Annotated in this window: 25 protein-coding genes, 4 tRNA genes and 1 other RNA gene; 9 read left to right on the forward strand and 21 right to left on the reverse strand. The window is 63.5% G+C overall.

Features of this window, described 5'->3' with window-relative positions; genetic code table 11:
* Positions 1-3: 3 nt before the first annotated feature.
* The 8 genes from bamA to pyrH form a co-directional block, all read right to left on the reverse strand.
* Positions 4-2,361, reverse strand: a complete 2,358-nt coding sequence (gene bamA, locus P0X85_RS13840) for an outer membrane protein assembly factor BamA (RefSeq protein ID WP_420851842.1) — start codon at positions 2,359-2,361, stop codon at positions 4-6.
* 150 nt (positions 2,362-2,511) lie between these two features.
* Complete coding sequence (locus P0X85_RS13845; RefSeq protein ID WP_275814562.1) at positions 2,512-2,685, reverse strand: hypothetical protein; 174 nt, start codon at positions 2,683-2,685, stop codon at positions 2,512-2,514.
* Positions 2,686-2,805: 120 nt separating this feature from the next.
* A complete protein-coding gene (rseP, locus tag P0X85_RS13850) occupies positions 2,806-4,140 on the reverse strand; it encodes an RIP metalloprotease RseP (RefSeq protein WP_275814565.1) in 1,335 nt (444 codons plus the stop codon).
* Positions 4,141-4,153: 13 nt separating this feature from the next.
* Positions 4,154-5,317 (reverse strand): 1-deoxy-D-xylulose-5-phosphate reductoisomerase, encoded by a 1,164-nt coding sequence (gene dxr / locus P0X85_RS13855; protein ID WP_275814568.1) that lies wholly within the window; start codon positions 5,315-5,317, stop codon positions 4,154-4,156.
* A gap of 3 nt (positions 5,318-5,320) precedes the next feature.
* Positions 5,321-6,127, reverse strand: coding sequence for a phosphatidate cytidylyltransferase (locus P0X85_RS13860; RefSeq protein WP_275814571.1), 807 nt, complete (start codon positions 6,125-6,127; stop codon positions 5,321-5,323).
* On the reverse strand, positions 6,127-6,882 hold the full coding sequence (uppS, locus tag P0X85_RS13865) for a polyprenyl diphosphate synthase (RefSeq protein WP_275814574.1): 756 nt from the start codon (positions 6,880-6,882) through the stop codon (positions 6,127-6,129). The genes P0X85_RS13860 and uppS overlap by 1 nt, the downstream gene beginning before the upstream one ends.
* Positions 6,883-6,910: 28 nt before the next feature.
* On the reverse strand, positions 6,911-7,474 hold the full coding sequence (gene frr, locus P0X85_RS13870; RefSeq protein WP_275814577.1) for a ribosome recycling factor: 564 nt from the start codon (positions 7,472-7,474) through the stop codon (positions 6,911-6,913).
* 68 nt (positions 7,475-7,542) lie between these two features.
* The gene (gene pyrH, locus P0X85_RS13875; protein WP_275814580.1) at positions 7,543-8,274 is read right to left on the reverse strand and encodes a UMP kinase; all 732 of its coding nucleotides are present in this window, start codon (positions 8,272-8,274) and stop codon (positions 7,543-7,545) included.
* A 142-nt stretch (positions 8,275-8,416) separates the two neighbouring features.
* On the opposite strand from pyrH, the gene miaA reads away from it, so the two are divergent.
* Positions 8,417-9,295, forward strand: a complete 879-nt coding sequence (gene miaA / locus P0X85_RS13880; protein ID WP_420851844.1) for a tRNA (adenosine(37)-N6)-dimethylallyltransferase MiaA — start codon at positions 8,417-8,419, stop codon at positions 9,293-9,295.
* Positions 9,296-9,396: 101 nt separating this feature from the next.
* Complete coding sequence (locus P0X85_RS13885; RefSeq protein ID WP_275814586.1) at positions 9,397-10,278, forward strand: AraC family transcriptional regulator; 882 nt, start codon at positions 9,397-9,399, stop codon at positions 10,276-10,278.
* Positions 10,279-10,403: 125 nt separating this feature from the next.
* On the opposite strand, the gene adh is transcribed toward P0X85_RS13885, so the two are convergent.
* Positions 10,404-11,930, reverse strand: coding sequence for an aldehyde dehydrogenase (gene adh, locus P0X85_RS13890; protein WP_275814589.1), 1,527 nt, complete (start codon positions 11,928-11,930; stop codon positions 10,404-10,406).
* Positions 11,931-12,131: 201 nt separating this feature from the next.
* On the opposite strand from adh, the gene ssrA reads away from it, so the two are divergent.
* The 6 genes from ssrA (at position 12,132) to P0X85_RS13920 (ending at position 15,767) form a co-directional block, all read left to right on the forward strand.
* Positions 12,132-12,482, forward strand: a transfer-messenger RNA (tmRNA) gene (ssrA, locus tag P0X85_RS13895).
* Positions 12,483-12,598: 116 nt separating this feature from the next.
* Positions 12,599-13,027 (forward strand): nuclear transport factor 2 family protein, encoded by a 429-nt coding sequence (locus tag P0X85_RS13900; protein WP_275814592.1) that lies wholly within the window; start codon positions 12,599-12,601, stop codon positions 13,025-13,027.
* A gap of 89 nt (positions 13,028-13,116) precedes the next feature.
* Complete coding sequence (locus P0X85_RS13905; RefSeq protein WP_275814595.1) at positions 13,117-13,572, forward strand: SspB family protein; 456 nt, start codon at positions 13,117-13,119, stop codon at positions 13,570-13,572.
* A gap of 166 nt (positions 13,573-13,738) precedes the next feature.
* Positions 13,739-15,133, forward strand: coding sequence for a class II fumarate hydratase (fumC, locus tag P0X85_RS13910; RefSeq protein WP_275814598.1), 1,395 nt, complete (start codon positions 13,739-13,741; stop codon positions 15,131-15,133).
* Positions 15,134-15,357: 224 nt separating this feature from the next.
* Positions 15,358-15,540: a DUF4169 family protein gene (locus tag P0X85_RS13915; RefSeq protein ID WP_275814601.1), complete on the forward strand. Its 183-nt coding sequence runs from the start codon at positions 15,358-15,360 to the stop codon at positions 15,538-15,540.
* On the forward strand, positions 15,537-15,767 hold the full coding sequence (locus P0X85_RS13920; protein ID WP_275814604.1) for a ribbon-helix-helix domain-containing protein: 231 nt from the start codon (positions 15,537-15,539) through the stop codon (positions 15,765-15,767). The genes P0X85_RS13915 and P0X85_RS13920 overlap by 4 nt, the downstream gene beginning before the upstream one ends.
* An 18-nt stretch (positions 15,768-15,785) precedes the next feature.
* Here P0X85_RS13920 and P0X85_RS13925 read toward each other — a convergent pair whose 3' ends face one another.
* The 4 genes from P0X85_RS13925 to P0X85_RS13940 form a co-directional block, all read right to left on the reverse strand.
* Positions 15,786-16,019, reverse strand: coding sequence for a hypothetical protein (locus P0X85_RS13925; protein WP_275814608.1), 234 nt, complete (start codon positions 16,017-16,019; stop codon positions 15,786-15,788).
* A 129-nt stretch (positions 16,020-16,148) separates the two neighbouring features.
* The gene (gene olsA, locus P0X85_RS13930; RefSeq protein ID WP_275814611.1) at positions 16,149-16,970 is read right to left on the reverse strand and encodes a lyso-ornithine lipid O-acyltransferase; all 822 of its coding nucleotides are present in this window, start codon (positions 16,968-16,970) and stop codon (positions 16,149-16,151) included.
* On the reverse strand, positions 16,967-17,752 hold the full coding sequence (olsB, locus tag P0X85_RS13935; RefSeq protein WP_275814614.1) for an L-ornithine N(alpha)-acyltransferase: 786 nt from the start codon (positions 17,750-17,752) through the stop codon (positions 16,967-16,969). Before olsB ends, olsA begins: the two co-directional genes overlap by 4 nt.
* Positions 17,753-17,914: 162 nt before the next feature.
* Positions 17,915-18,097, reverse strand: coding sequence for a DUF3553 domain-containing protein (locus P0X85_RS13940; RefSeq protein WP_275814697.1), 183 nt, complete (start codon positions 18,095-18,097; stop codon positions 17,915-17,917).
* A 25-nt stretch (positions 18,098-18,122) separates the two neighbouring features.
* On the opposite strand from P0X85_RS13940, the gene P0X85_RS13945 reads away from it, so the two are divergent.
* Positions 18,123-18,731 (forward strand): histidine phosphotransferase family protein, encoded by a 609-nt coding sequence (locus P0X85_RS13945; protein ID WP_275814617.1) that lies wholly within the window; start codon positions 18,123-18,125, stop codon positions 18,729-18,731.
* A gap of 36 nt (positions 18,732-18,767) precedes the next feature.
* On the opposite strand, the gene P0X85_RS13950 is transcribed toward P0X85_RS13945, so the two are convergent.
* The 8 genes from P0X85_RS13950 to P0X85_RS13985 form a co-directional block, all read right to left on the reverse strand.
* Complete coding sequence (locus tag P0X85_RS13950; protein ID WP_275814620.1) at positions 18,768-20,033, reverse strand: glutamate-5-semialdehyde dehydrogenase; 1,266 nt, start codon at positions 20,031-20,033, stop codon at positions 18,768-18,770.
* A 61-nt stretch (positions 20,034-20,094) separates the two neighbouring features.
* Complete coding sequence (locus tag P0X85_RS13955) at positions 20,095-20,334, reverse strand: RND transporter (RefSeq protein WP_275814623.1); 240 nt, start codon at positions 20,332-20,334, stop codon at positions 20,095-20,097.
* A 91-nt stretch (positions 20,335-20,425) separates the two neighbouring features.
* Positions 20,426-20,502: transfer RNA gene (locus P0X85_RS13960), tRNA-Asp, on the reverse strand.
* Between the two features lie 25 nt (positions 20,503-20,527).
* A tRNA-Asp gene (locus P0X85_RS13965) sits at positions 20,528-20,604 on the reverse strand.
* A 255-nt stretch (positions 20,605-20,859) separates the two neighbouring features.
* A complete protein-coding gene (locus P0X85_RS13970; protein ID WP_275814626.1) occupies positions 20,860-21,798 on the reverse strand; it encodes a pirin family protein in 939 nt (312 codons plus the stop codon).
* Between the two features lie 137 nt (positions 21,799-21,935).
* Positions 21,936-22,011 (reverse strand) — tRNA-Val (locus P0X85_RS13975).
* A gap of 96 nt (positions 22,012-22,107) precedes the next feature.
* Positions 22,108-22,182 (reverse strand) — tRNA-Val (locus tag P0X85_RS13980).
* A gap of 13 nt (positions 22,183-22,195) precedes the next feature.
* On the reverse strand, positions 22,196-22,651 hold the full coding sequence (locus P0X85_RS13985) for an HU family DNA-binding protein (RefSeq protein ID WP_275814629.1): 456 nt from the start codon (positions 22,649-22,651) through the stop codon (positions 22,196-22,198).
* Positions 22,652-22,783 lie beyond the last annotated feature (132 nt).

The following is a 22,783-nucleotide window of genomic DNA, read 5'->3' on the forward strand; positions in this document are numbered from 1 at the left end:
ACCTCAGAACTCGGTCGTGATCGTCAGGTCGAAGGTCTGTTCCTTGTCGTAGCTCTCTTTTTCGAGCGCCTTGGTAAAGTCGAGACGCAGCGGGCCGATCGGCGAGGACCACAGCAGCGACGCGCCGACGACTGAACGCCAGTGCAGATCGTCATCCACCGTGCCCGCCGTGCCAGCGGTATTCTCCAGCCCCCAGACCGAGCCGACATCGAAGAATACGGCGCCCGAGAGGTTATATTCAGACGGCAGTCCGAGCGGGAATTCCGCCTCAACGCTGGCTACGGCGTAGTATTTCCCGCCAAGAGCATCCTGATTGGTGGCGGTCACATCACGCGGACCGATGCCGTTGCGCTCGAAGCCGCGCATCACGCCATTGCCCGAGAACCGCTCGAGAATGCGCGACTCGCTGTCGCCAAGGCTGTGCATCACACCGCCCTCCAGCGTCGCCTTGAGCGTCACCTCTTCCTGGAACACCTTGCGCTGGCCGCGCAGAAGCGCGGTGGTCATGATGCCTTCGTAATCGCCGCCCAGACCGTAGTAATCCTGACCAAAGCGGAACAGAACGCCATAGCGCGGGTCGAGACCGGTATTGCGGGTATCATAGGTGTAGCTGTAACCCAGCCCCGATTTCCAAAGCTGGCCGAAATTGTCTTCTTCGTTTTGCAGAAGTATTGAGCTGCCATTATCCGCCGGGTTCGCAGGGTCTCCACGATCGACATCGAACAGCTCGTCGCGCGCCAGCGTGTAGCGCAGCTCGAAGCGGCCATTGCGCGAGACCGGGAACTCGATCGAGGGCGAGAGGCTCATCATCTTGGTCGAGTAGTTGGAATTCGCGTTCTCGGTGGTCGAATACGACCCGCGGAAGGCGAATTTCAGGTCACGCCCAAGGAAGGCCGGTTCGATGAAGGTCAGCGAGCCGCCCTTGTCGCTCGAGGCCGAGCTGACCGAAAGGCCGACATATTGACCACGCCCGAGGAAGTTCGATTCCTGAAGGTTGATCGACAGGCCGAGGCCCGATTCCGCACCATAGGCCGCACCGAAAGACAGCGCGCCGGTCGGCTGCTCTTCAAGGTTCACATCGACCACGACCTGATCGTCGGCACTGCCCTGACGGGCTTCGACTTCGGCATTCGAGAAGAAGCCAAGCGCACGGATACGCTCTGCCGAGGCGCGGATTTCGCGCGGGTTGAAGGGGTCGCCTTCGACCGTGCGGAACTGACGGCGCACGACGCGGTCAAGGGTGGTGTTGTTGCCCTCGATGTCGATCCGCTCGACGAAGATGCGCGGCCCGCGCACCAGAGCGAATTCGATATCGAGCGTGCGGTCGCGCTCATTGCGGGTGATCCGCGGCTCCACGCGCACGAAATTGGCGCCCTTGCGCAGCGCCTGCTCTTCCATCCGGGTGATCGCAAGATCCACGGCGGCGGGGCTGTAGATGACACCTGAGCGGATCTTGGCCAGACGCTCGAACTCAGCGACATCCAGTTCCGGGATTTCCGAAACGGTCGTGACCGCGCCGAATTTGAATTGCTGACCTTCGCGGATGTTGAAGGTCATGAAGAACCCGTCGCGGTCGCGCGCCATTTCCGAGCTGACGCCGGTCACCTGCACATCGACATAGCCGCGCGAGCGGTAGAAATCGGTCAGAAGCTGGCGATCGAACTCGACCCGTTCGGGGACGAATGTGTCGCGCTGCACGAAGGTGCGCAGGATGCCCGCCTGTTTAGTTGCCAGAACGCGGCGCAGCCGGCGGTCGGAATAGGCGCGGTTGCCGGTAAAGGAGATGCGCTCGATCTCGGTGACCTTGCCTTCCTTGATCTCGAAGGCGACGTCCACGCGGTTGCCATCGCGGCGGATGACCTTGGGATCGACACGCGCCGCCAGACGGCCCGCGGCAGCATAGGCTTCGACGATCTTGGCCGCGTCCGCCTCGACGGCGGCGGGCGAATAGATCTTGCGCGACTGGGTCGAGACGATCTCGGCAAGTGCCTCGTCCTTGAGCTTCTTGTTGCCCTCGAAATTGACGATATTCACCGTCGGATATTCCGAAACGCGGATCACCAGCGTGTTGCCCTGCGGCACAAGCTCGACGCTCTCGAAAAGACCAGAGCCCTGAAGCCGCTGATAGGCGTCGTTGAGCGCACCAGCCGACAGCGTCGCGCCGCGGGCGATTCCCGCATAGGTGATGATCGTCTGGGCCTCGATCCGCTCGTTCCCTTCGATCTGAAGGGCGGAGAAGCTGTAGCTTTGCGCCGATGCGATATCGGGCGAAGTGACTGCCATTGCAAGGAAAATTGCGGCGCTGCCCAACAAGCTGCGCGCCATGCCCGGACCCTTTGCCCGTTGCGGCTTTTTCATCATCGCCCTCTCCCCGACCGCCAGTCGTTTTGTCTAGGGAATTGACTACCGGGAAAGGCCCACCTTGTCAAAAGCGCAACAGCCGCCCGGCAGGATCGCGGGGCGGCTGTTGCGGATGTATCGGTTTATCGCAGGCCCAGAGGGCGAACTGGCTCAGAGACGGTGCAGGAGGCTCGGGTCAATGCCGAACATATCGGCCAGTTGCAAACCGATCAGCGCAGCACCGCACAGCGCAACGATCGTCGCCAGCGGCACGAGAATACGGTCCAGCGACAGCTCTACCATCAGCGACAGCCCGCGATAGCCTTCGGCGATCATCATCTGCATGGCGAACCTCCTCACCGGCGCGCTATCGGAAAGCGCACAAAAATCACAAGATGATGTTTAACGCCTCAATGTGGCCGAATTTGGGCGAAAGGCCTGATTTCCGCGCCGCAGAGCCGCCGCTCAGCAGAAAATATCGTTCCAGAGCCCGAAGAGCATGAGCGTCAGCACCAGCGAGAGGCCAAGCGCCATCAGCCCGTTGAGGATCTTGTCCGAAGGTGGCTTGCCCGTCACGCCTTCCCAGATGTGGAACATCAAATGCCCGCCGTCGAGGACGGGAATCGGGAACAGGTTCAGGAAGCCGACAGCCGTCGACAGCACGGCGATGAACCAGATGAAATCCTCAAGCCCGCCCTTGGCCGCTGCGGCAGAACTTTCCGCGATACGCAGCGCGCCCGACAAGTTGCACGACGAAATCTTCTGTAAGATCATCGCCTTGAGGCCAGACACGGATTGCGCGATGATCCCCCATGTCTGGCGCACACCGCCGCTCATGGCCTCACCGATCCCCGTCGGACGGGTTTCGGGCGTGAAGACGAAAGCACCAGTCGCCCCGATGAGCCAGCGCGTCTCGAACTCGCCATTGCCCAAGGGCAAATCGGTGCGGCGCGGGGCGAGCGTGACAACGCTGCGTGCTCCGGTTTCGGGGCGCCACAGATCAAGGACCAAGGGCCGCCCCTCACCCGCCTTCACCGCCGCTTGAAGATCGGCAAAGCGCCAAACCGGCGTGCCGTCGATCGCGGTGATCACGTCGTCCGGCTCGATCCCCGCATCATAAGCAGCAGAACCGGCCGCAACACCGATCAGAACCGGCGGGAAGAGTTGCGGACCCGTGATCTCGATCTCCGAGCCCGCGCGATTCACCCGCCAAGGAAGCGTTTCGGTCGGCGGCAGGCTTTCGACGATGGCGTTCATCGCGCTGTAATCGGGCGTCTCGACGCCGTTCACGGCCAAGATGCGGTCGCCCGCCTGCAACTCATAAGTGCCGCCCGGAAGCTCGATCAGCTCACCCACGGCAGGCTCATCAATCGGCGTGCCGGACCAAAGCATCAGCCCCGCGATCACGAAAATCGACAGGATGAAGTTGAAGATGGGGCCAGCAGCAACCGTCGCTGCGCGTGCCCAGAGCGGCGCGCCATGCATCGTGTGGCGGCGCTCCTCGGGGGAGAGTTGCGACATCTCGGCCTCATCCACCCCGGCCGAGGCGGCATTCGCATCGCCCAGAAACTTCACGTAACCGCCCAGCGGGATCGCCGAAATCTGCCAGCGCGTGCCGTGGCGATCCACGCGGCTGATGAGCTTGGGGCCAAAGCCAAGACTGAACACCTCGGCCTTGATGCCCGACAGGCGGCCAATGATGTAATGCCCATATTCATGGACCGCGACGATGATCGAGAGCGCGATGACAAAGGCACCGGCGGTGTAAAGCAGGTTGCCGAAATCAGGCAGAAAATCCAATGCTCTGGTCCTCTCAGGTCAGCTCATGCGCAAGGCGGCGGGCCTCGCGGTCGGTGGCCATGATGTTATCGAGGCTGAAAGCGGCATTTCCAAGGCCCTGACGCGCTGACATTTCCGTCAGAACGCGCTCGACCCGTTCAGCCATATCAAGAAAGCCGATCTTCTCGGCGATAAACAGGTCCAGCGCCGCCTCTTTAGCCGCATTGAAGGCCGCCCCCGCCATGCCGCCTGTCGCCATTACCTCTTGGGCAAGCCGCAGCGCCGGGAAGCGCGTCAGATCCGGGGCGCTGAAATTCAGCGTGCCGATCCTGGCGAGATCAAGCCGGGCAACCGGCAATTCGTCGCGCTTGGGCCAGTTCAGCGCATAGCCGATCGCGTGCCGCATATCGGGCGCACCCAGATGCGCCATCAGTGCCCCGTCACGAAAGCCGACCAGCGCGTGCACCAGCGATTCCGGGTGCACGAGCACTTCGATCATCCCGGGCGAAACCTTGAAATATTCTTTGGTTTCAACAACCTCCATGGCCTTATTGAACATGGAGGCCGAGTCGATGGTGATCCGCTGTCCCATCGCCCAATTCGGATGGCTCGAGGCTTCGGCCACCGTGGCGTGGCGCAGCTTATCAAGGGGCCAGTCGCGGAACGCCCCGCCCGAGGCGGTGATGATGATCCGCTCCACCTCGGCGATATCCTCACCGACGAGGCCCTGAAAAATCGCGGAATGCTCGCTGTCGACGGGCAGGATCGTGGCGCCGTGCCGTTCCGCCTCGGCCAGCAGGAGCGGCCCTGCGGTCACAAGGCTTTCCTTATTGGCAAGCGCAAGCGTCGTCCCGTGCCGAAGCGCATGAAATCCCGGCGCCAGCCCCGCAGCCCCCACGATGGCCGACATGATCCAGTCGGCGGGCCGGTCTGCGGCCTCGATCAGCGCCGCCTCACCCGCCGCGGCCTCGATCCCCGATCCATGCAGGGCATCGCGCAGCGCGGGCAGGCAGTCTTCATAGGCCGTGACTGCCACCTCGGCCCGCAGCGCGCGCGCCTGAGAGGCCAGCAGATCGACATTCTGTCCGCCCGTAAGCGCGACGACCTGATAGGCCGCAGCCCCGCCCTGCCGCGTCAGCAGGTCGAGCGTGTTGACCCCGATGGAGCCGGTCGAGCCGAAAACCGAAACGCGGCGCATTCCTTAGCCCCCCGTCAGCGGCAAGGGCATGAATTGCGAGATCAGCAGTAACAGCAGCACCGCGCCCAACAGCGCATCGAAGCGGTCCATGACGCCGCCATGACCGGGGATCAGGGACGAGCTGTCCTTGACGCCCGCGCGCCGCTTGATCCAGCTTTCCGCGATGTCCCCCATCTGCCCTGCAAAGGCGACGAGCGGCGACATCCAGATCAGCGCCGCGCCCCCGCCCACCAGCGTGAACAGCCAGCCGATCACCGCCGCGCCGATCCAGCCTGCGACCGTGCCCGACCAGGTTTTCTTTGGGCTGATGCGCGGCCAGAATTTCGGGCCGCCCAGAGTACGGCCCGCGAAATAGCCCGCCACATCCGAGATCACCACCACCGCAACGATCCAGGTGATCGCGCCAAGCCCCTGCCCTTCGCGCAGCGCCACCAGCCCGTATCCCGTGAGCATGATGCCAAGCGCGTACAGCCCGAAGATCGGTCGGTCCTGACGGCTCCCCCAAAGCCCCGCGAGCGGCGGCAGGACCAACAGCGCCAGCGCGAAAGGCGAGTGCAGGAACAGCACCAGCGCCAGAACGCCCGCGGCGATCACCCCCAGCAAAATTGCGTTGCCGGACGCGCTCGGCCCGGTCATCGTCGAAAGCTCCCAGATCATCAGCCCGGTCACGACGATCGCCAGCAGCGCAAAGGCCGCGCCCCCCAGCCAGATCGCAACCCCGCCAAGCGCCAGCATCACGATGGCCGAGGCCACGCGCTTCTTCAGGTCCCCCCAGCGTCCCGCCGGGGCCGTGCTCTGCGGCGCGCTCATCACTTGGCCCCGCCAAAGCGCCGGTCGCGCCGACCAAAGCGGGCCAGCATCTCGGCCAATTGCTCGGGCGTGAAATCGGGCCAGAGCGTCTCGGTGAATTCGTATTCGGAATAGGCCGCCTGCCAGGCGAGGAAGTTCGAGGTCCGGGTCTCGCCGGAAGTGCGGATCACCAGATCCGGATCGGGCAGGCCCGCCGTGTCGAGCCGCGCTTCGAAAGCGGCCTCATCGAGTTGATCCTCGGTCAGCAGGCCTGCGGCGTAATCGCGTGCAAGCTGCGCTGCGGCCCGCGCGATCTCGTTGCGGCCACCATAGTTGATCGCAACCGTCAGGTTGAGCCGGGTGTTCACCGCCGTGCGCTCTTCGATCCCCGACATCAGCCGGCTGAGCTTGGAATCGAGCCGCCCGCGCCCGCCGATGAAGCGCATCCGCACACCGAGCGCGGACAGCTCATCCGCCTCTTTCTCGATATAGCGCGCGAAAATCCCCATCAGGCCAAGGACTTCTTCGGTCGAACGCTTCCAGTTCTCGGTCGAGAACGCATAGACGGTCAGGTATTGCACGCCCATCTCGGGGGCGGCGCGCACGATCTGCTTGATCCGTTCGGCGCCGCGCCGATGCCCGGCGAGCCGCGGCCACCCCTTGTTGGTTGCCCAGCGGCCATTGCCATCCATGATGATCGCCACGTGGCGCACACCGTAATCGACCCCCGAAGTTTCGGGCGGCGTATCGGAATTGTCGCGATCTGTGAGGGCCATCAAACGCCTTCCCGGCTTGCGCACGTCCTCAGACCTGCATGATTTCGGCTTGCTTGGCCTCGAGCGCCTTGTCGATCTGCGCGATATGCTTGTCGGTAAGGTCCTGAACCTCGCCCTCCCAAAGCTTCACGTCATCCTCGGACATGCCCGCGGCCTTGGCCTTCTTGACCTGATCCATCCCGTCGCGGCGCACGTTGCGGACGGCCACGCGTGCGTGCTCGGCATATTGCGCGGCGACACGGGTGAGTTCCTTGCGGCGCTCCTCGTTCAGCTCCGGGATCGGCAGCATGATGATCGTACCGTTGGTCTGCGGGTTGATGCCCAGACCCGACTCGCGGATCGCCTTTTCGACCTTGTTCACAAGGCCCTTGTCCCAGACGTTGATGGTGACCATGCGCGGCTCGGGCACGTTCACGGTGCCGACCTGGTTGATCGGGGTCATCGCGCCATAGGCGTCGACCATCACCGGCTCCACCATCGTGGCAGAGGCACGCCCGGTGCGCAGCGAGGCGAATTCCGCCTTGAGCGCGCCCATCGCGCCATCCATGCGGCGTTGCAGGTCGTCGAGGTCAATCTCTAGATCGTCGGACATGGTCTGGTTTTCCGTCTTGTTGGTGCGGCTTTCCCCGGTTCTAGCCCAGGTATGGCCGGAAAGATAGCTTAGCCCTGCACGCGGGTATAGGTGCCCTCACCCGCGAGGATGCCACGGAAGCCGCCCGGCTCGTCGAGCGAGAACACGATGATCGGCTTGTTGTTGTCGCGGGCCAGCGCGATCGCCGAGGCATCCATTACGCCGAGGTTCTTTTGCAGCACCTCGTCGTAGCTGACCGTATCGTAACGCTTGGCGTCGTCGAATTTTTTCGGGTCCTTGTCATAGACCCCATCGACCTTGGTGCCCTTGAAGATCGCCTCGCAGCCCATCTCGTTGGCGCGCAGCGTGGCGGCGGTGTCGGTGGTGAAATAGGGGTTGCCCGTGCCGGCGGCGAAGATGCAGACGCGCTTCTTCTCGAGGTGACGCACGGCGCGGCGGCGGATATAGGGCTCGCAGACCTGATCCATCGGAATCGCCGAGATCACCCGCGTATTCACGTTCAGCGCCTCGAGCGCGGCCTGCATGCCGAGCGCGTTCATCACGGTGGCGAGCATCCCCATGTAGTCGGCGGTGGTGCGCTCCATCCCCTGCGCGGCGCCCGCGAGGCCGCGAAAGATGTTGCCGCCCCCGATCACCATGCAGATCTCGACACCCAGATCGTGAACCGATTTCACTTCCTTGGCGATGCGGTCGACCGTCGGCGGATGCAGGCCATAGCCCTGCGTCCCCATCAGCGCCTCGCCCGAGATTTTCAGAAGGACCCGTTTATACGTCGTTTTCGTTTCGCCATCCGCGCTCATATCGGGTCCCCATTGCCGGTTGTCTTCGGGGCGCAAAATGTCCCAAATGGCGGCGGTGTTCAACCTCGGGAATGGGTTCTGCGTGCGATGCGCGGAAATTCCCCCCAGCCATGACGCGAAACGGTCTTATATGCTTGGCAAAATGCCCCAGATTTCACCCAAGCGCCCGGTGCTGATCGCAGGACCCACGGCCAGCGGCAAATCGGCGCTCGCGCTGGAAATTGCCGAAACGCAGGGCGGCGTTGTGGTCAATGCCGATGCGCTTCAGGTCTGGTCATGCTGGCGCGTGCTTTCCGCGCGCCCCTCCGCCGAGGAAGAGGCCCGCGCGCCGCACCGGCTTTACGGCCATGTGGCGCCGGGGGACGATTACTCGGTCGGGCATTGGCTGCGCGATATCGTCCCGATCCTTGAGACCCATCGCGCCGGCGGGCCGCGTCCGATCATCGTGGGCGGGACCGGGCTTTATTTTACCGCTCTGACCGAAGGGCTTGCCGAAATCCCCGCGACCCCGCCCGAAATCCGCGCCGAGGCAGATGCACGCCGCGAAGCCGAAGGACACGCGGCGCTCCTGGCCGAGTTGGACCCCGAGACCGCATCCCGCGTCGATCCGCTCAACCCGATGCGCGTCCAGCGCGCCTGGGAGGTGATGCGCGCCACCGGGCGTGGTCTGGCCGCATGGCAGGACGATACGCCCGCGCCTGTCCTGCCGCTCGCCCAAACTGATGCCCTTCTGCTTGACGCCGAGCGCGACTGGCTGGCCGAGCGGATCGACCGCCGGTTCGATCTGATGCTGGCCCAAGGCGCGCTCGACGAGGTCCGCGCGGTGCTGCCGATCTGGGATTCGCAGGCGCTCTGGGCGCGGGCCATCGGCGCCCCCGAACTTGTTGCATTTCTGCAAGGCGAGACCGATCTGGAGACCGCGACGGAGCGCGCGCAGGCGGCTTCTCGCCAATATGCAAAGCGCCAACGCACATGGTTTCGTAGCAAGATGCGCCGCTGGCACAAGATCGCGTGTCCTTGACCGCCGCATGGCGAGTCCTTGCCGAGATGTCAGAAAATTGTTGGTTTCAAAGGGGTTCGGGCCTATTCTTCACGCGCCCTGAACCATTGAAAGCTGCTCGCGTGAAACTCTTCACCGCCCCTCCGCTGTCGCAATTCGCCAAACCCGGCAAGCCCGCCCAAAAGACCGAGGTGCCGCGGATGGCGGGTCTCTTGCCCGAGACGCCGTCGCAGACCCGCATCCTTCAGATGCAGCGTCTGGCGCAGGGCGGCCGCTGGCGCGCCGAGGCGATGCGCGCGCTGTCCGAGCCGTGCCTCTTGTGGTTCACCCGTGGTCAGGGCCGGATCACCATCGGCGGCGTGACCCGCGGCTATGGCCCGCATAACGCGATCTTCATTCCGCCCGGCGTCATGCACGGCTTCGAGATCGGCCCGCAGACCCATGGCTGGGTGCTCTATTTCGGGCGCAACAGCGATGTCACCCTGCCCCACGCGGTTGAACATCTGCGCATCCGCGAGGCCCATACCCAGAACGAGCTTTCCAGCGAGATCGAGGCCGTCCAGCGCGAAATGGCGAGCGATCGTCCCGGTTCCGACCGCGCCGCCCGCCACCATCTCGGCCTGATCGGCGTCTGGCTGGAGCGCCAGATCGGCGCGCCCACGCATGAGCGGCAAGCCAGCACCGCCGCCCGCCGGCTCGTCGCGCGCTACAGTGCGCTTCTTGAACGTGATTTCCGCTCGGGTCATAGCGTGGCCGATTTCGCCCGCGAGCTTGGCGTGACACCCACGCACCTCACCCGCGTCTGCCGCCAAAGCTGCGGGCGCGGTGCCTCCGAACTCTTGCAGGATCGCCGCCTCTACGAGGCCCGCCGCCTGCTCAGCGAAACCAAGGCCCCCGTCAAGACAATCGCACAATCGCTCGGCTTCAGCTCCGCGGCCTATTTCGCCCGCAGCTTCCACGCGAAAACCGGCAAGACCCCGTCCGAGTTCCGCCGCGCGCCTTAACATCGCGCCCTTTCAGGATGCCATGCAAAACGGGCCGGGATCGATCGTGATCCCGGCCCGCCTTGTCAGTCTGCCCGAAATATCCTCGGGGGGTGTGGGGGGCAGACAGCCCCCCACCGCTGGCCTCAGAAGAAGCCGAGCTTGTTCGGGTTGTAGCTGACCAGCATGTTCTTGGTCTGCTGGTAGTGGTCGAGCATCATCTTGTGGGTCTCGCGGCCGATCCCCGACTGCTTGTAGCCGCCAAAGGCCGCATGCGCCGGATAGGCGTGGTAGTTGTTGACCCAGACGCGGCCCGCCTGAATATGGCGCCCGAAGCGGTAGCAGGTGTTGATGTCGCGCGACCAGACGCCGGCACCGAGGCCGTACATCGTGTCGTTGGCGATCGCGAGCGCTTCTTCCTCGTCCTTGAAGGTGGTCACCGAGACGACCGGCCCGAAGATCTCTTCCTGGAACACGCGCATCTTGTTGTGGCCCTTGAGGATCGTCGGCTGGATGTAGAAGCCGTTCGCCAGCTCACCATTGAAGCGCGCGGCGTCACCGCCGACCAGAACTTCGGCGCCTTCCTGCTTGCCGATCTGCAGGTAGGACATGATCTTGTCCTGCTGCTCCTGGCTCGCCTGAGCGCCAACCATGGTCTCCATCAGACGCGGGTCGCCCTGCTTGATGGCTTTGACGCGCTCGATGCAGCGCTCGATGAAGGCCTCATAGATGTCTTCCTGGACCAGTGCGCGCGACGGGCAGGTGCACACCTCACCCTGGTTGAAGGCAAAGAGCACGAAGCCTTCGACCGCTTTGTCGAGGAACGCATCGTCCTTGGCCATCACGTCCGAGAAGAAGATGTTGGGCGACTTGCCGCCCAGTTCGAGCGTCACCGGGATCAGGTTCTCGGTCGCGGCCTGCATGATCTTGCGGCCGGTCGCGGTCGAGCCGGTGAAGGCGATCTTGGCGATGCGCGGCGATTTGGCGAGCGGCGCGCCGACTTCGGCACCATAGCCGTTCACGAGGTTCAGAACGCCCGGGGGAAGCAGGTCTGCGATCAGCTCCGCCAGCACCATGATCGCAGCCGGGGTTTGTTCGGCCGGTTTCATCACGATGCAGTTCCCGGCGGCCAGTGCGGGCGCGAGTTTCCACGCCGCCATCAGGATCGAGAAGTTCCACGGAATGATCTGGCCGACGACGCCCAGCGGCTCGTGGTAGTGATAGGCGACGGTATCGTTGTCGATCTCCGACATCGAGCCTTCCTGGCTGCGCAGGACGCCCGCGAAGTAACGGAAGTGGTCGACCGAAAGCGGGATATCCGCAGCCGTCGTTTCCCGGATCGGCTTGCCGTTATCCCAGGTCTCTGCAGCGGCGAGCAGGTCGAGATTGGCCTCGAGCCGATCCGCGATCGCCAGCAGCACGTTCGAGCGATGCGCGGCCGAAGTGGTGCCCCAGCCGTCCTTGGCGGCATGGGCCGCGTCCAGCGCAAGCTCGATATCGGCCGCGTCGGACCGGGCGACCTCGCAGACCTTCTCGCCGGTGATCGGCGTGATGTTGTCGAAATATTTGCCGCTCACCGGGGGCACGAACTTGCCGCCGATGAAGTTGTCGTAGCGCGATTTGAACGGCGAAACCATCACGCCTTTGAATTCTGCTGCCATGTCAGTGGCCATTGTGTCTTCCTCCCATAAAACCCCGGAGCCCGTGCTGGGTCCGGCATAGGGAAATCCTGCTCAATCCCTGCATGGGCTGCATAGCCGCCCTGCCCTCTGGCGATGGCTGAGATGTCTCAGCCCTGAGACAGGTGCAGTCGCAGAAACCCGGCCGAACGCAGCGCCTACGACTTTCGCACAAGACCAGCGGCGCACGCATCGCCGCTTGAAGCCCTGCCCCGCGCTCCCTATATTGAGCGTGTTCCCTCGGGGACTATGGACATAAACGCGCATGTAATAAACGGATCGGACCCGGGGGCGGTACCCGGCGGCTCCACCAAACATCCCTCGTTGGGGGCGAATGGGGCCGAAACAGGATCGACGAACGTCTAAAGATGTTAGCTTTGTCCCGGTGAGCGACCACCGTTATCGGTGCAAATTGTACAGTTGCCAACGACAACCGTGCTCCGGTCGCTCTGGCTGCGTAAGCAGCTCGGGTAACCGAAACCTAACTCCTTGCGCTTAGCAGCGTAAGGCGGGGCCCGCAGGAGCCTTGCAACAGAATCCTGCACCTTCCCCCCTCTTTCGGATCGAAATCCCGTGCGCTGGCGCGAAGATTCTCATGCGCTTTAACCTTACCGTAAAGCGACTCGGCGCAGTCTGCCCTCCGGACATAGATGGAGTGGCCCATGTCAAAACTCGATATTCTACAGGACTGGTTCGAAAAGGTCTGGATGCAGGGCGATATGGACGCCGTGGATGGCTTTTTCGCCCCGACGGTCTCGGCACATGGCATCATCGACGGGCTGGAGGCCCGGCCCGAAGATTTCAAAGAGTTCATTCCTGCCTTGCGCGCCCATACCCGCGATGTCGAATTCACCGTGCTGCGCCATATCGATGCGGGAGAGTGGCTGTGGGTTCTGGTCGGGATCAAAGCCCGCAGCGCCGCGACGCTGGAACCGATGGAGTTCTCTGGGCAGTTGGCCATCCGCTTCGAAGGCGACAAATTCGCAGAGGCCTACAACCATTTCGACTTTGTCAGCTTTGCCGAGCAGATCGGGGCCATGCCGCCCGATACGGTGCTCTTGTGCATGTCGGGCGAACAGCTATCGCTTTAGAATGGGGCGCGTCCTTGTGCGACCGCGCCCCTCTTCCCTTGGCAGACGAATCCCCTATGCTGTGCCCAAGCAGTCAGAATAGGTGGGGAATGACGCGCAGCATCGATTACGGCAACCTGATGCACAGTGCCATGCGTGGCCTGATCCAGCAGGTTCTGACCGAAACCTCTGAGCACGGTCTGCCCGGCGCCCATCATTTCTTCATCACCTTCAACACGCAGCATCCCGATGCAGAGCTGGCGAGTTGGCTGCGCGACCGCTACCCTGAGGAAATGACGATCGTCATCCAGCATTGGTTCGACAATCTCGAAGTGGATGATGACGGCTTTGCGATCACGCTGAATTTCGGCGACGCCCCCGAGAGGCTCCGCGTTCCCTTTGACGCCATTTCGACCTTCGTGGACCCTTCGGTCGAGTTCGGCCTCCGCTTTGAAACCCAGTCTTACGACGACGAGGATGAGACCGAAGACGAAGAAGACGACGCCGATGATCCGCCGATCCGGGGCGATGCCGAAGTCGTCAGCCTCGATCAATGGCGCAAGTGATCCACGTGGTCCGTTGAGCTGCTCTCGTCGGGCTACGTTCGGGCGACGTTAAAATCGGTCCAAACCCCCGTATACAACCGCATACCGATTGCAAAATCGACGCGCGCGCTCTATGACGCGCTCGACAGTTCTGCATTGTCGCACTTGTAGCGCACGGAGGCCCACCATGACCGCGACCCGCACCGAAACCGACAGCTTCGGCCCGCTCGAAGTTCCCGCCGACAAATACTGGGGCGCGCAGACGCAGCGCTCGATCATGAACTTCCCGATCGGCTGGGAGCGCCAGCCGGTGCCGATCATCCGCGCGCTCGGCGTGATCAAGAAAGCCTGTGCGCTGGTCAACAAGGCGCAAGGCGACATGGAAGCGGAAATCGCAGACGCCATCGCGGCTGCCGCCACCGAAGTGATCGAAGGCAAATTCGATGACAACTTCCCGCTGGTCGTCTGGCAGACCGGCTCGGGCACCCAGTCGAACATGAATGCGAACGAGGTCATTTCGAACCGCGCCATCGAGATGCTGGGCGGCGTTATGGGCTCGAAAAAGCCCGTCCACCCCAACGATCACTGCAACATGGGTCAGTCCTCGAACGACACCTTCCCGACCGCGATGCATGTCGCGATCGCGATGCAGGCGCGCGACGTTCTGATCCCCGGCCTCGAAAAGCTGCACGCGGCCCTCGCCGCCAAGGCCGAAGAGTTCAAGGACATCATCAAGATCGGCCGCACCCACACGCAGGATGCGACGCCCTTGACGCTCGGCCAGGAATTCTCGGGCTACGCCAAGCAAGTCGAGCGCGGCATCGAGCGGGTGAAAATGTGCCTGCCGCATATCTATGAGCTGGCGCAGGGCGGCACCGCCGTCGGCACCGGGCTGAACACCCGCGTGGGCTGGGACACCCGCGTGGCGGCCCAAATCGCCGAAATCACCGACCTGCCCTTCGTCACCGCGCCGAACAAGTTCGAGGCTCTGGCCGCGCATGACGCGATGGTGATGTTCTCGGGCGCGCTCAAGACCGTGGCCGCCTCGCTCTTCAAGATCGCAAACGACCTGCGCCTTCTGGGCTCGGGCCCGCGCTCGGGTCTGGGCGAGCTGATCCTGCCGGAGAACGAACCGGGCTCGTCGATCATGCCGGGCAAGGTCAACCCGACCCAAGCCGAAGCGCTCACCATGGTCTGCGCCCATGTGATGGGCAATGACGCCGCCGTCGGCTTCGCGGGCAGCCAAGGCCATTTCGAGCTCAACGTCTATAACCCGATGATGAGCTATAACGTCCTGCAATCCATGCAACTGCTCGGCGACTCGGCCTCGGCCTTCACCGACAACATGGTCGCAGGCACGCAAGCGAACGTGGCGCGCATCGACAAGCTGATGAAAGAATCGCTGATGCTCGTTACCGCACTCGCGCCGACCATCGGCTACGACAACGCCACCAAGGTCGCAAAAACCGCGCATAAGAACGGCACCACGCTCAAGGAAGAAGCCATCGCGCTTGGCTTCGTGGATGAAGAGACCTTCGACCGTATCGTGCGCCCCGAAGACATGATCGGTCCGAAAGGCTGATACTGGCGCTCTGTGAACCCCGAAGGGCGGCCCTTTTGGCCGCCCTTTTTTATGGGGGCGCTGCCCCCGGCTGCCTGCGTCAGCCTCCCCCGGGATATTTTCAGGCGATTGGAAACATGTCCCGTCTTCCAATCGCGCTCAATATCCTCGGGGGTGAGGGCCGCAGGCCCGAGGGGGCAGACAGCCCCCTTCCCCCGCGCGCCGCTTCCTGCCAGAATAGATTCATGTCCAAGGTCACCAATTTGAACCAGGTCCGCAAGCAACGCGCCCGCGCCGAAAAGCGGGCTGCGGGCGATGCGAATGCGGCGAAATTCGGACGCAGCAAGGCGCAGCGCCAGATCGAGGCGGCGCAGACCGAGAAAGCCACGCGCGCGCTCGATCAGCACTTACGCGACCGCGACACATGAGCCGACCGCGAAAGCACTCTTTGACTCTTGGCGGGCACCGGACCTCGGTGACGCTCGAAGATGAGTTTTGGGCGGCGTTTCGCAAGATCGCCCGCGACGAAGGTAAAGGGATCAATGCGCTGGCGGCGGAAATCGACGCGGCGCGCGGCATGGAAACCGGTCTGGCCACGGCAATCAGGCTTTTCGTTCTGGCGCATCTCGAAACACAGCTTCGGACGCGGCCCTAATCGCCGCCGGATTCGGGATCAGTTCGGGCGGCGTGCGCGCGAGAGGATGCGCGGCTTGGGCCGCGCTGCGGTCAGGGTCAGATCCGAGCGAAACAGGGCGACGATTTCCTCGCGCGTGACCGTATCGGTCGTATCGATTTCAGGCTCTGTCTTGATCCCCGCCATTCTCCAGGCCGGGATCGCAATCCGAAACAGTGCAGCCGAAAACGTGCGGCCCATCGAGACCTTGAGCGTGCCTTGAGGTTGCATCATCCTTCAATCCCCCTGTCGATCGTGGCGTGGCGCTGGCAGGCGCGGTGCAGACGAGACAAAAATAGGGATCGGTGGCGAAGAGATCAGTGAGAAACTGGGGTGGGTTTTCCCCCCAAGATGACGCAAACGTCAATCTCTATGTGGCAAGGCCGAACGAACCATCTCTTCGGAGCGCTGCGCGAGCGCCTTGCGCCCGTCAAAATCGGCGACATCGAGCGGCTCATGGAACACGATCTCGACCCGCCCCTGACGCGGGGCTGCCAGCACCTTGAGCAGATGCGGGCCAAATTCCATGTCGCCCCACCAGCCGTAGAAGCGCGGGTCCTCCCCCTTGGGGGCATGATAGATCACGGTGACCGGCTGAATCTGCATCACCTTGTCGAGGCCATGGGTAAAGAAGGCCTGAAACAGGGTCGGTTTGAAGGGCAGGACGCGGCGCGCATCGGTGGAGGTGCCTTCGGGGAAGAACAGCAGGTGATGGCCGGCGCGAATACGGTCCTCCATCATCTTCTGCTGGGCGCGCGCCTCTTTCGGATCACGGCGGATGAACATCGTCCCCGTCGCCCGCGCCAGCCAACCGATCCCGGCCCAGCCCGCGACATCGTCCTTGGCCACGAAATAGACCCGCTGACAGGCATTGAGCGCGAAAATATCGAGCCAGGAGCCGTGATTGGCGACCACCGCCCCGATATGCTCCATGGGGCGCCCGCGCACGCGGTAACCGATCCCGAGGATCGCCAGCGCCAGCCGACAGACGGTTTGCGTGATCCAGGGCGTCCACGGGCGGCGCAGGCCAAAAAGCGGGCGCTCGATGAGCCGCAAGAGCAGCAAGAGCATGAGACCGCCATAGGTCACGACCCCGAGGGCACCGCCCCGCAGGCCCACGCGCAACCACCCCATCGGCTTGATCGGCGCCTCTTCGGGTTCGGCCTCACCGTGCCATGTGCTCATGCGGAGCGCCCCTCGTGGCGGCGGGTATAAAAGCTGCGATGCTTGTCGCTCATCGCCTTGGTATCCATCAGCAAAAGCACATCCGTCGTGTTGAAGGGCGCGTCGATATAGGCGCCCTCGCCCACGAATCCGCCCAGACGCAGATAGGCTTTGATCAGGGTCGGCATCTCGGCCATGGCCTGACGCCGGTCAAGCGCCTCGGGCGCGACAAGATCCATCCGCTGCGCGTGCGGCGGCAGAGCGCGGGCGCGCAAGTCTTCGGGCGCAAGATGATGATGATAGAGCCATGCAAGCGGCATCTTCAGCGCCTCTGGGTCAGTGCCATGGAAAGAGGCCACGCCGAACAGAATCTCGATCTCGCGCGCGAGGACATAATCGGCCAGTGCATTCCACAAAAGCAGCATACCAGCGCCGCCGCGATGCGCCGGGTGCACGCAAGAGCGCCCCAGTTCGAGCAGCTTGCGCCCCGATTGCCGCAGCGGTGTCAGGTCGTATTCGGAATCGCAGTAGTAGCGCCCGATCTCGGCTGCGCGCTCGGGCGGTAACAAACGATAGGCACCCACGACATGATCCGCGTCGGCGGGGTCGCGCGCGCGGTCGATCAGCAGCAGATGGTCATAGGCCGCGTCGAACTCGTCGCGTTCAAGCCGTTGGGCATGATCGACCAAGGGACCGTCCCCGCCGAGCTCCTCGACAAAGACCTGATAGCGAAGCCGCTGCGAGGCGCGCAAATCCGCCTCGTCCCGCGCCAGCCGCGTTTCGAATTGTCCGCTCTGCGACACGCCCTGCCCTGCCTGCTTGTTCCAAAGGTTTTTTATGTCACCCGCGCCACGCTTGGCAACTGTGGGCGACGATCGGGGACGCAAGGGTTTTTCCGGAGCTCCGGCTGTGCAAGCGTGGTTTCGCATCCAGGATGCGCCCCGCCCGTCAGCGTCGTTAACGTTTTATAAACCCTGATCCGGAATAACGAGACCAAGTTCAACCCGGCGCCCGTCGATAACCTGCTTGCCTGCATGTTCGAAATTGACCGTGATCTTGTCGCCAATGCGCGATTGCACCTGACCGATGCCCCAATCGGGGGCCATCGGATTGCGCACCAGCATGCCGGGTTCGAGAATTTCGTTCATCTGCCATCCACCTGTGGAATCATCCATGTCCTTTGAGACCCCCGCTCCCCAAACCGATCTCGTGGCGCTTCTGGGCTCGCGACTCTGCCACGACCTTATCAGCCCTCTGGGCGCGATCGGCAACGGGGTAGAGTTGCTGGCAATGTCGGGCACCGGCATGTCACCCGAATTGCAATTGATCGCGGAAAGCGTGAACGCCGCCAATGCGAAGCTGAAATTCTTTCGGGTGGCATTTGGCAAGGCGGGAGCGGAGCAACGGATTGGGCGCCCCGAAATCGTCGCGCTGCTTGACGAAATGTCGCGCACGGGGCGGCTGCGGCTCGTGTGGGAGGCAGAGGGCGATCACGCCCGCGCGCAGGTGAAGCTCGCCTTTCTGGCGGTGCTCTGCCTGGAAACGGCGCTGCCCTTCGGCGGCACGGTGCAGATTTCAACCGATGGCACCGGAGGCTGGCGCGTGGCCGGCGAGGCGCAACGGACAAAGCCCGACCCCGCGCTTTGGTCAGTGCTGGAGGGGGCCGCCCATGAGGTGCCGCCCGCGCAGGTGCAGTTTCCGCTTCTGGCAGAGGCGGCAGCGGCGCTGGGCCGCAAGCCGCGCTGGCAGGTGAACGAGACGCAGGCCATCATCGAGATATGAAAAGGGCGGCGCGTTTGGCACCGCCCGGTTCTGCCATCAGGGGCGCACGGTCCCGTCGCCCACGACCACATATTTGAACGAGGTCAGCTGCTCGGCCCCCACCGGCCCGCGCGCGTGCAGCTTGCCTGTGGCGATGCCGATCTCGGCCCCCATCCCGAATTCGCCACCATCGGCGAACTGGGTCGAGGCGTTGCGCATCAGGATCGCGCTGTCGACCCGCTCGAAGAAGGTGGCGGCGGTCGCGTCGTCTTCGGTCAGGATCGCCTCGGTATGGGACGAGGAATAGGCGCGAATATGCGCAATCGCGCCTTCTACCCCGTCGACCAACGTCGCCGCACAGATCGAGTCGAGATATTCCCGCCCGAAATCGTCCGGCTGCGCGGGCACCGTGCCCGGGATCTCGGCCAGCGCCCCGGCTGCGCGCACCTCGACACCTGCCGCCAGCAGGTCCTCGATCAGCACAGCGCCGTGCTGTTCGTAGAAGGCCCGGTCGATCAGCAGACATTCCATCGCACCACAAATCCCGGTGCGCCGGGTCTTGGCGTTGAGGACGACCTTGCGCGCTTTCTCAAGATCCGCAGCCCCGTCCGCATAGACGTGGCAGATCCCTTCGAGATGGGCAAAGACCGGCACGCGCGCCTCGGCCTGCACCAGACCCACCAGACCCTTACCCCCGCGCGGCACGATCACGTCGATATAGGCGACGGCCTTCAACATCTCGGCCACAGCCGCACGATCGCGCGTCGGCACAAGCTGAATTGCCGCCTCGGGCAGACCCGCGGCCTTCAGCCCATCAACGAGGCAGCCATGGATCGCCCGGCTCGAATGGAAGCTCTCGGAGCCGCCGCGCAGGATCACCGCATTGCCCGACTTGAGGCACAGCGCGCCCGCATCCGCCGTCACGTTCGGGCGCGATTCATAGATCACCCCGATGACGCCAAGCGGCGTGCGCACACGCTGGATATGCAGGCCCGAAGGCATGTCCCATTCCGCGATGACATCGCCGACCGGGTCTTTCTGACCCGCGACAGCCCGCAGACCCGCGCAGATCCCTTCGATCCGCGCCTCGTCGAGCATCAGCCGGTCCATCATCGCGGGGCTCAGCCCCTTGTTGGCGCCGTAAGCCATATCCTCACCATTGGCGGCGATGATCTCGTTGCGGCGCTCCCAGACCAGATCGGCGGCGGCGCGCAGAGCGGCCTCCTTCGCCTCGGCTGGCGCAAAGGCCAGCTCGGCAGCCGCGGCGCGCGCAGCGGCACCCAGCTCTTCGATCAGGCATTTTGCATCCAGTTGGTCTTTCATGATCCTCTCCTCGGATTAAGGTTCCGCGATATAAAGGCAGACGGCGCGCGACGGCAAGCGATCAGCGCGCGCCATCCTCGGGTGCCGCAACCTTGCGCCGCGCCAGCTTCACCGCCACCAAAAGCCACGGCGCACCGTGCAGCACCAGATCGAACCAGTCGATCGGACGCACCAGCGTCCCCGCCATCAGCATCTTGAGCTTTTCCCAGATATGCGGCTCGGGCGTGAACGGCGCGAGGCCCAGAAACAGCGCTGCAATCACCGCGGTTTGTAGGGAAATCCGGTCGATCAATCGCAGCATAGCGGCCTCCATCGCATGAACGCGCCCTGCTTAGAGCGCGCAAGCCACGAAAGCAACGCCACAGCGTTCCGATCACCTGAAGGGGAAGAAGTGGCGCGGTTGACGGGGCTCGAACCCGCGACCCCCGGCGTGACAGGCCGGTACTCTAACCAACTGAGCTACAACCGCGCACAGCGCTCGGGCGATCCGGAAATGGCGCGGTTGACGGGGCTCGAACCCGCGACCCCCGGCGTGACAGGCCGGTACTCTAACCAACTGAGCTACAACCGCTCACCATCTGCCCGGATCGCCGCCCGAGCGTGGGGAGCGTATTACGAGGCCCCGGTGGCGGCGTCAAGCGCGTCCGCGCATTTCTCGTGACAAAAGTTTTTCATTCGCCCGCAGCTGTTCCCATGCGGCAGGCTCGACGCCTCCAGCGGGCGTATTTACAGGTTGATGAAAGCCAATACCGCAAAGAAAATCCTGCCCCTTCATCAAACCGGAAATACTCCGGGGGTCCGGGGGCAGCGCCCTCGGCCTGGCTGATCAGCGGGACGGCGCGGGGATGAATTCTTCGTCGTCATGGGGTGGCAGACGGAATCGGCCATGCGCCCAATCACCCGCGCGCCATGCTTCGCGCGCCGCGTCGATGCGTTCTTTCGACGAAGCAACGAAGTTCCACCAGATATAGCGCGGCCCTTCCAGCGTCGCGCCGCCCAGAATCATCAACCGTGCGCCCTGCCCCTCGGCATGAACGGAAATCTTGTCGCCCGGACGGAAGACCAGCATCTGTCCAGCCTCGAAGCGCTGGCCCGCGACGGTCACAGAGCCTTCCAGCACATAGACGCCCCGATCCTCGTGATTGTCTGGCAGCGGCAGACCGGCATGGGGGCCAAGTTGCGCGTCGGCGTAGAACATCTCGGAGGGCAGCGCGAGCGGCGCCCGCGCGCCCCAGGCATCCCCAAGGACAAGACGCACTGTCTTGTTCTCGGCCTCGAGCACGGGCAGCGCCTCGGCGCCCACATGGGTAAAGCTCGCCGCGCCGTCTTCCTGATCCTTTGGCAGCGCCACCCAAGTCTGGATACCGGACATCCGCTGGCCGGTCTGACGCAGATCGCCGTCAGTCCGTTCGGAATGGGTGATCCCGTGGCCCGCGCTCATCCAGTTGACCGCACCGGGCGTGATCCACTGATCCGACCCCAGACTATCGCGGTGATGCAAGCGGCCATCGAGCAGATAGGTCACAGTGGCCAAGCCGATATGAGGGTGAGGCCGAATGTCGATTCCCTCGCCCGAGAGGAATTCTACCGGGCCGATCTGGTCGAAGAAGATGAAAGGGCCAACCATCTGGCGCTTGGCCGAGGGCAAAGCGCGACGCACCTCGAAGCCGCCAAGATCGCGCGCACGCGGCGCAATGACGGTTTCAATGGCGTCCACCATGTCTCCGGTGGGGATTGAGGGATCGAGGGCGGGGTTCCAGCTCATGTCGGGCTCCTTTCACCCTCCAAGATAGAGCGCGATCGCCGCCCGTATAGCCCGCGCCAGAGCGCAACAGGGCTGCGCCAACACACAACACATCAACAATGACCCGTAAGTCATTGGTTTTTATGCGTCATGGGGAATGGTGGGCGGTGAGGGACTCGAACCCCCGACATCTTCGGTGTAAACGAAGCGCTCTACCAACTGAGCTAACCGCCCCACGGCGCCTCTCATAGCGAGGCGCTTGCATCCGCGCAAGCCCGCGCAGCATGGGCCAATGAAAAAGGCGCGCCCTGTGGACGCGCCTTGAAATTCTGGTGGGCGATAACGGATTTGAACCGCTGACATCTTCGATGTGAACGAAGCGCTCTACCGCTGAGCTAATCGCCCGGTGGAGCGGCTTTTAGCTGTCCTGACCGTCCTCTGCAAGAGGGTCCGTGTCGGTTTTTTCACCCCCCTCGTCATTCGCGTCATCCCCATCGGTGCTGCGACGGATCTTGACGACCAGCACCTCATGTTCGCTGCGTTCGACCTGACGGTTCACACGCAATTTGCCCAGCGGGCTCAGCGAAAGCGTTTCGCCCTTTGAAAGCGCGTCGCCGAGTTCCGCGAGAACCGCCTCGGTGATATCACGCACCTGCCCCATCTTGGCATCGGTCCGAGCGGCGACCCGCTCGATAAACTCTTTCTTGCGAAGCATCACACTCGGCTCTGCCGCGGCCTCCGTCGGTTTCGCTTCGCTCACCACGGCAAGCTTCACCGGTGCCTTCGGCGTGGCGGCGGCGGCGGTTTTCGCCGGACTCGTCTTGCGGGTGGTGGTTGCCTTGGTGGTGGTGGTCTTGCGCGTGCGCTTGGCCATTGCTCGTCCCCGTTGTTTCTGATTCCTCAACACATTACGGGTAAATTCGTTAACAATCCACAGGCCTCCCCCTGCCCCCATCGGAAAAGGGCGCGCCCAGTGGACGCGCCCCTCTGTGCTGAATAAGCCGGG

Source organism: Pseudothioclava nitratireducens, assembly GCF_029210495.1.
Classification (GTDB): Bacteria; Pseudomonadota; Alphaproteobacteria; order Rhodobacterales; family Rhodobacteraceae; genus Pseudothioclava; species Pseudothioclava nitratireducens.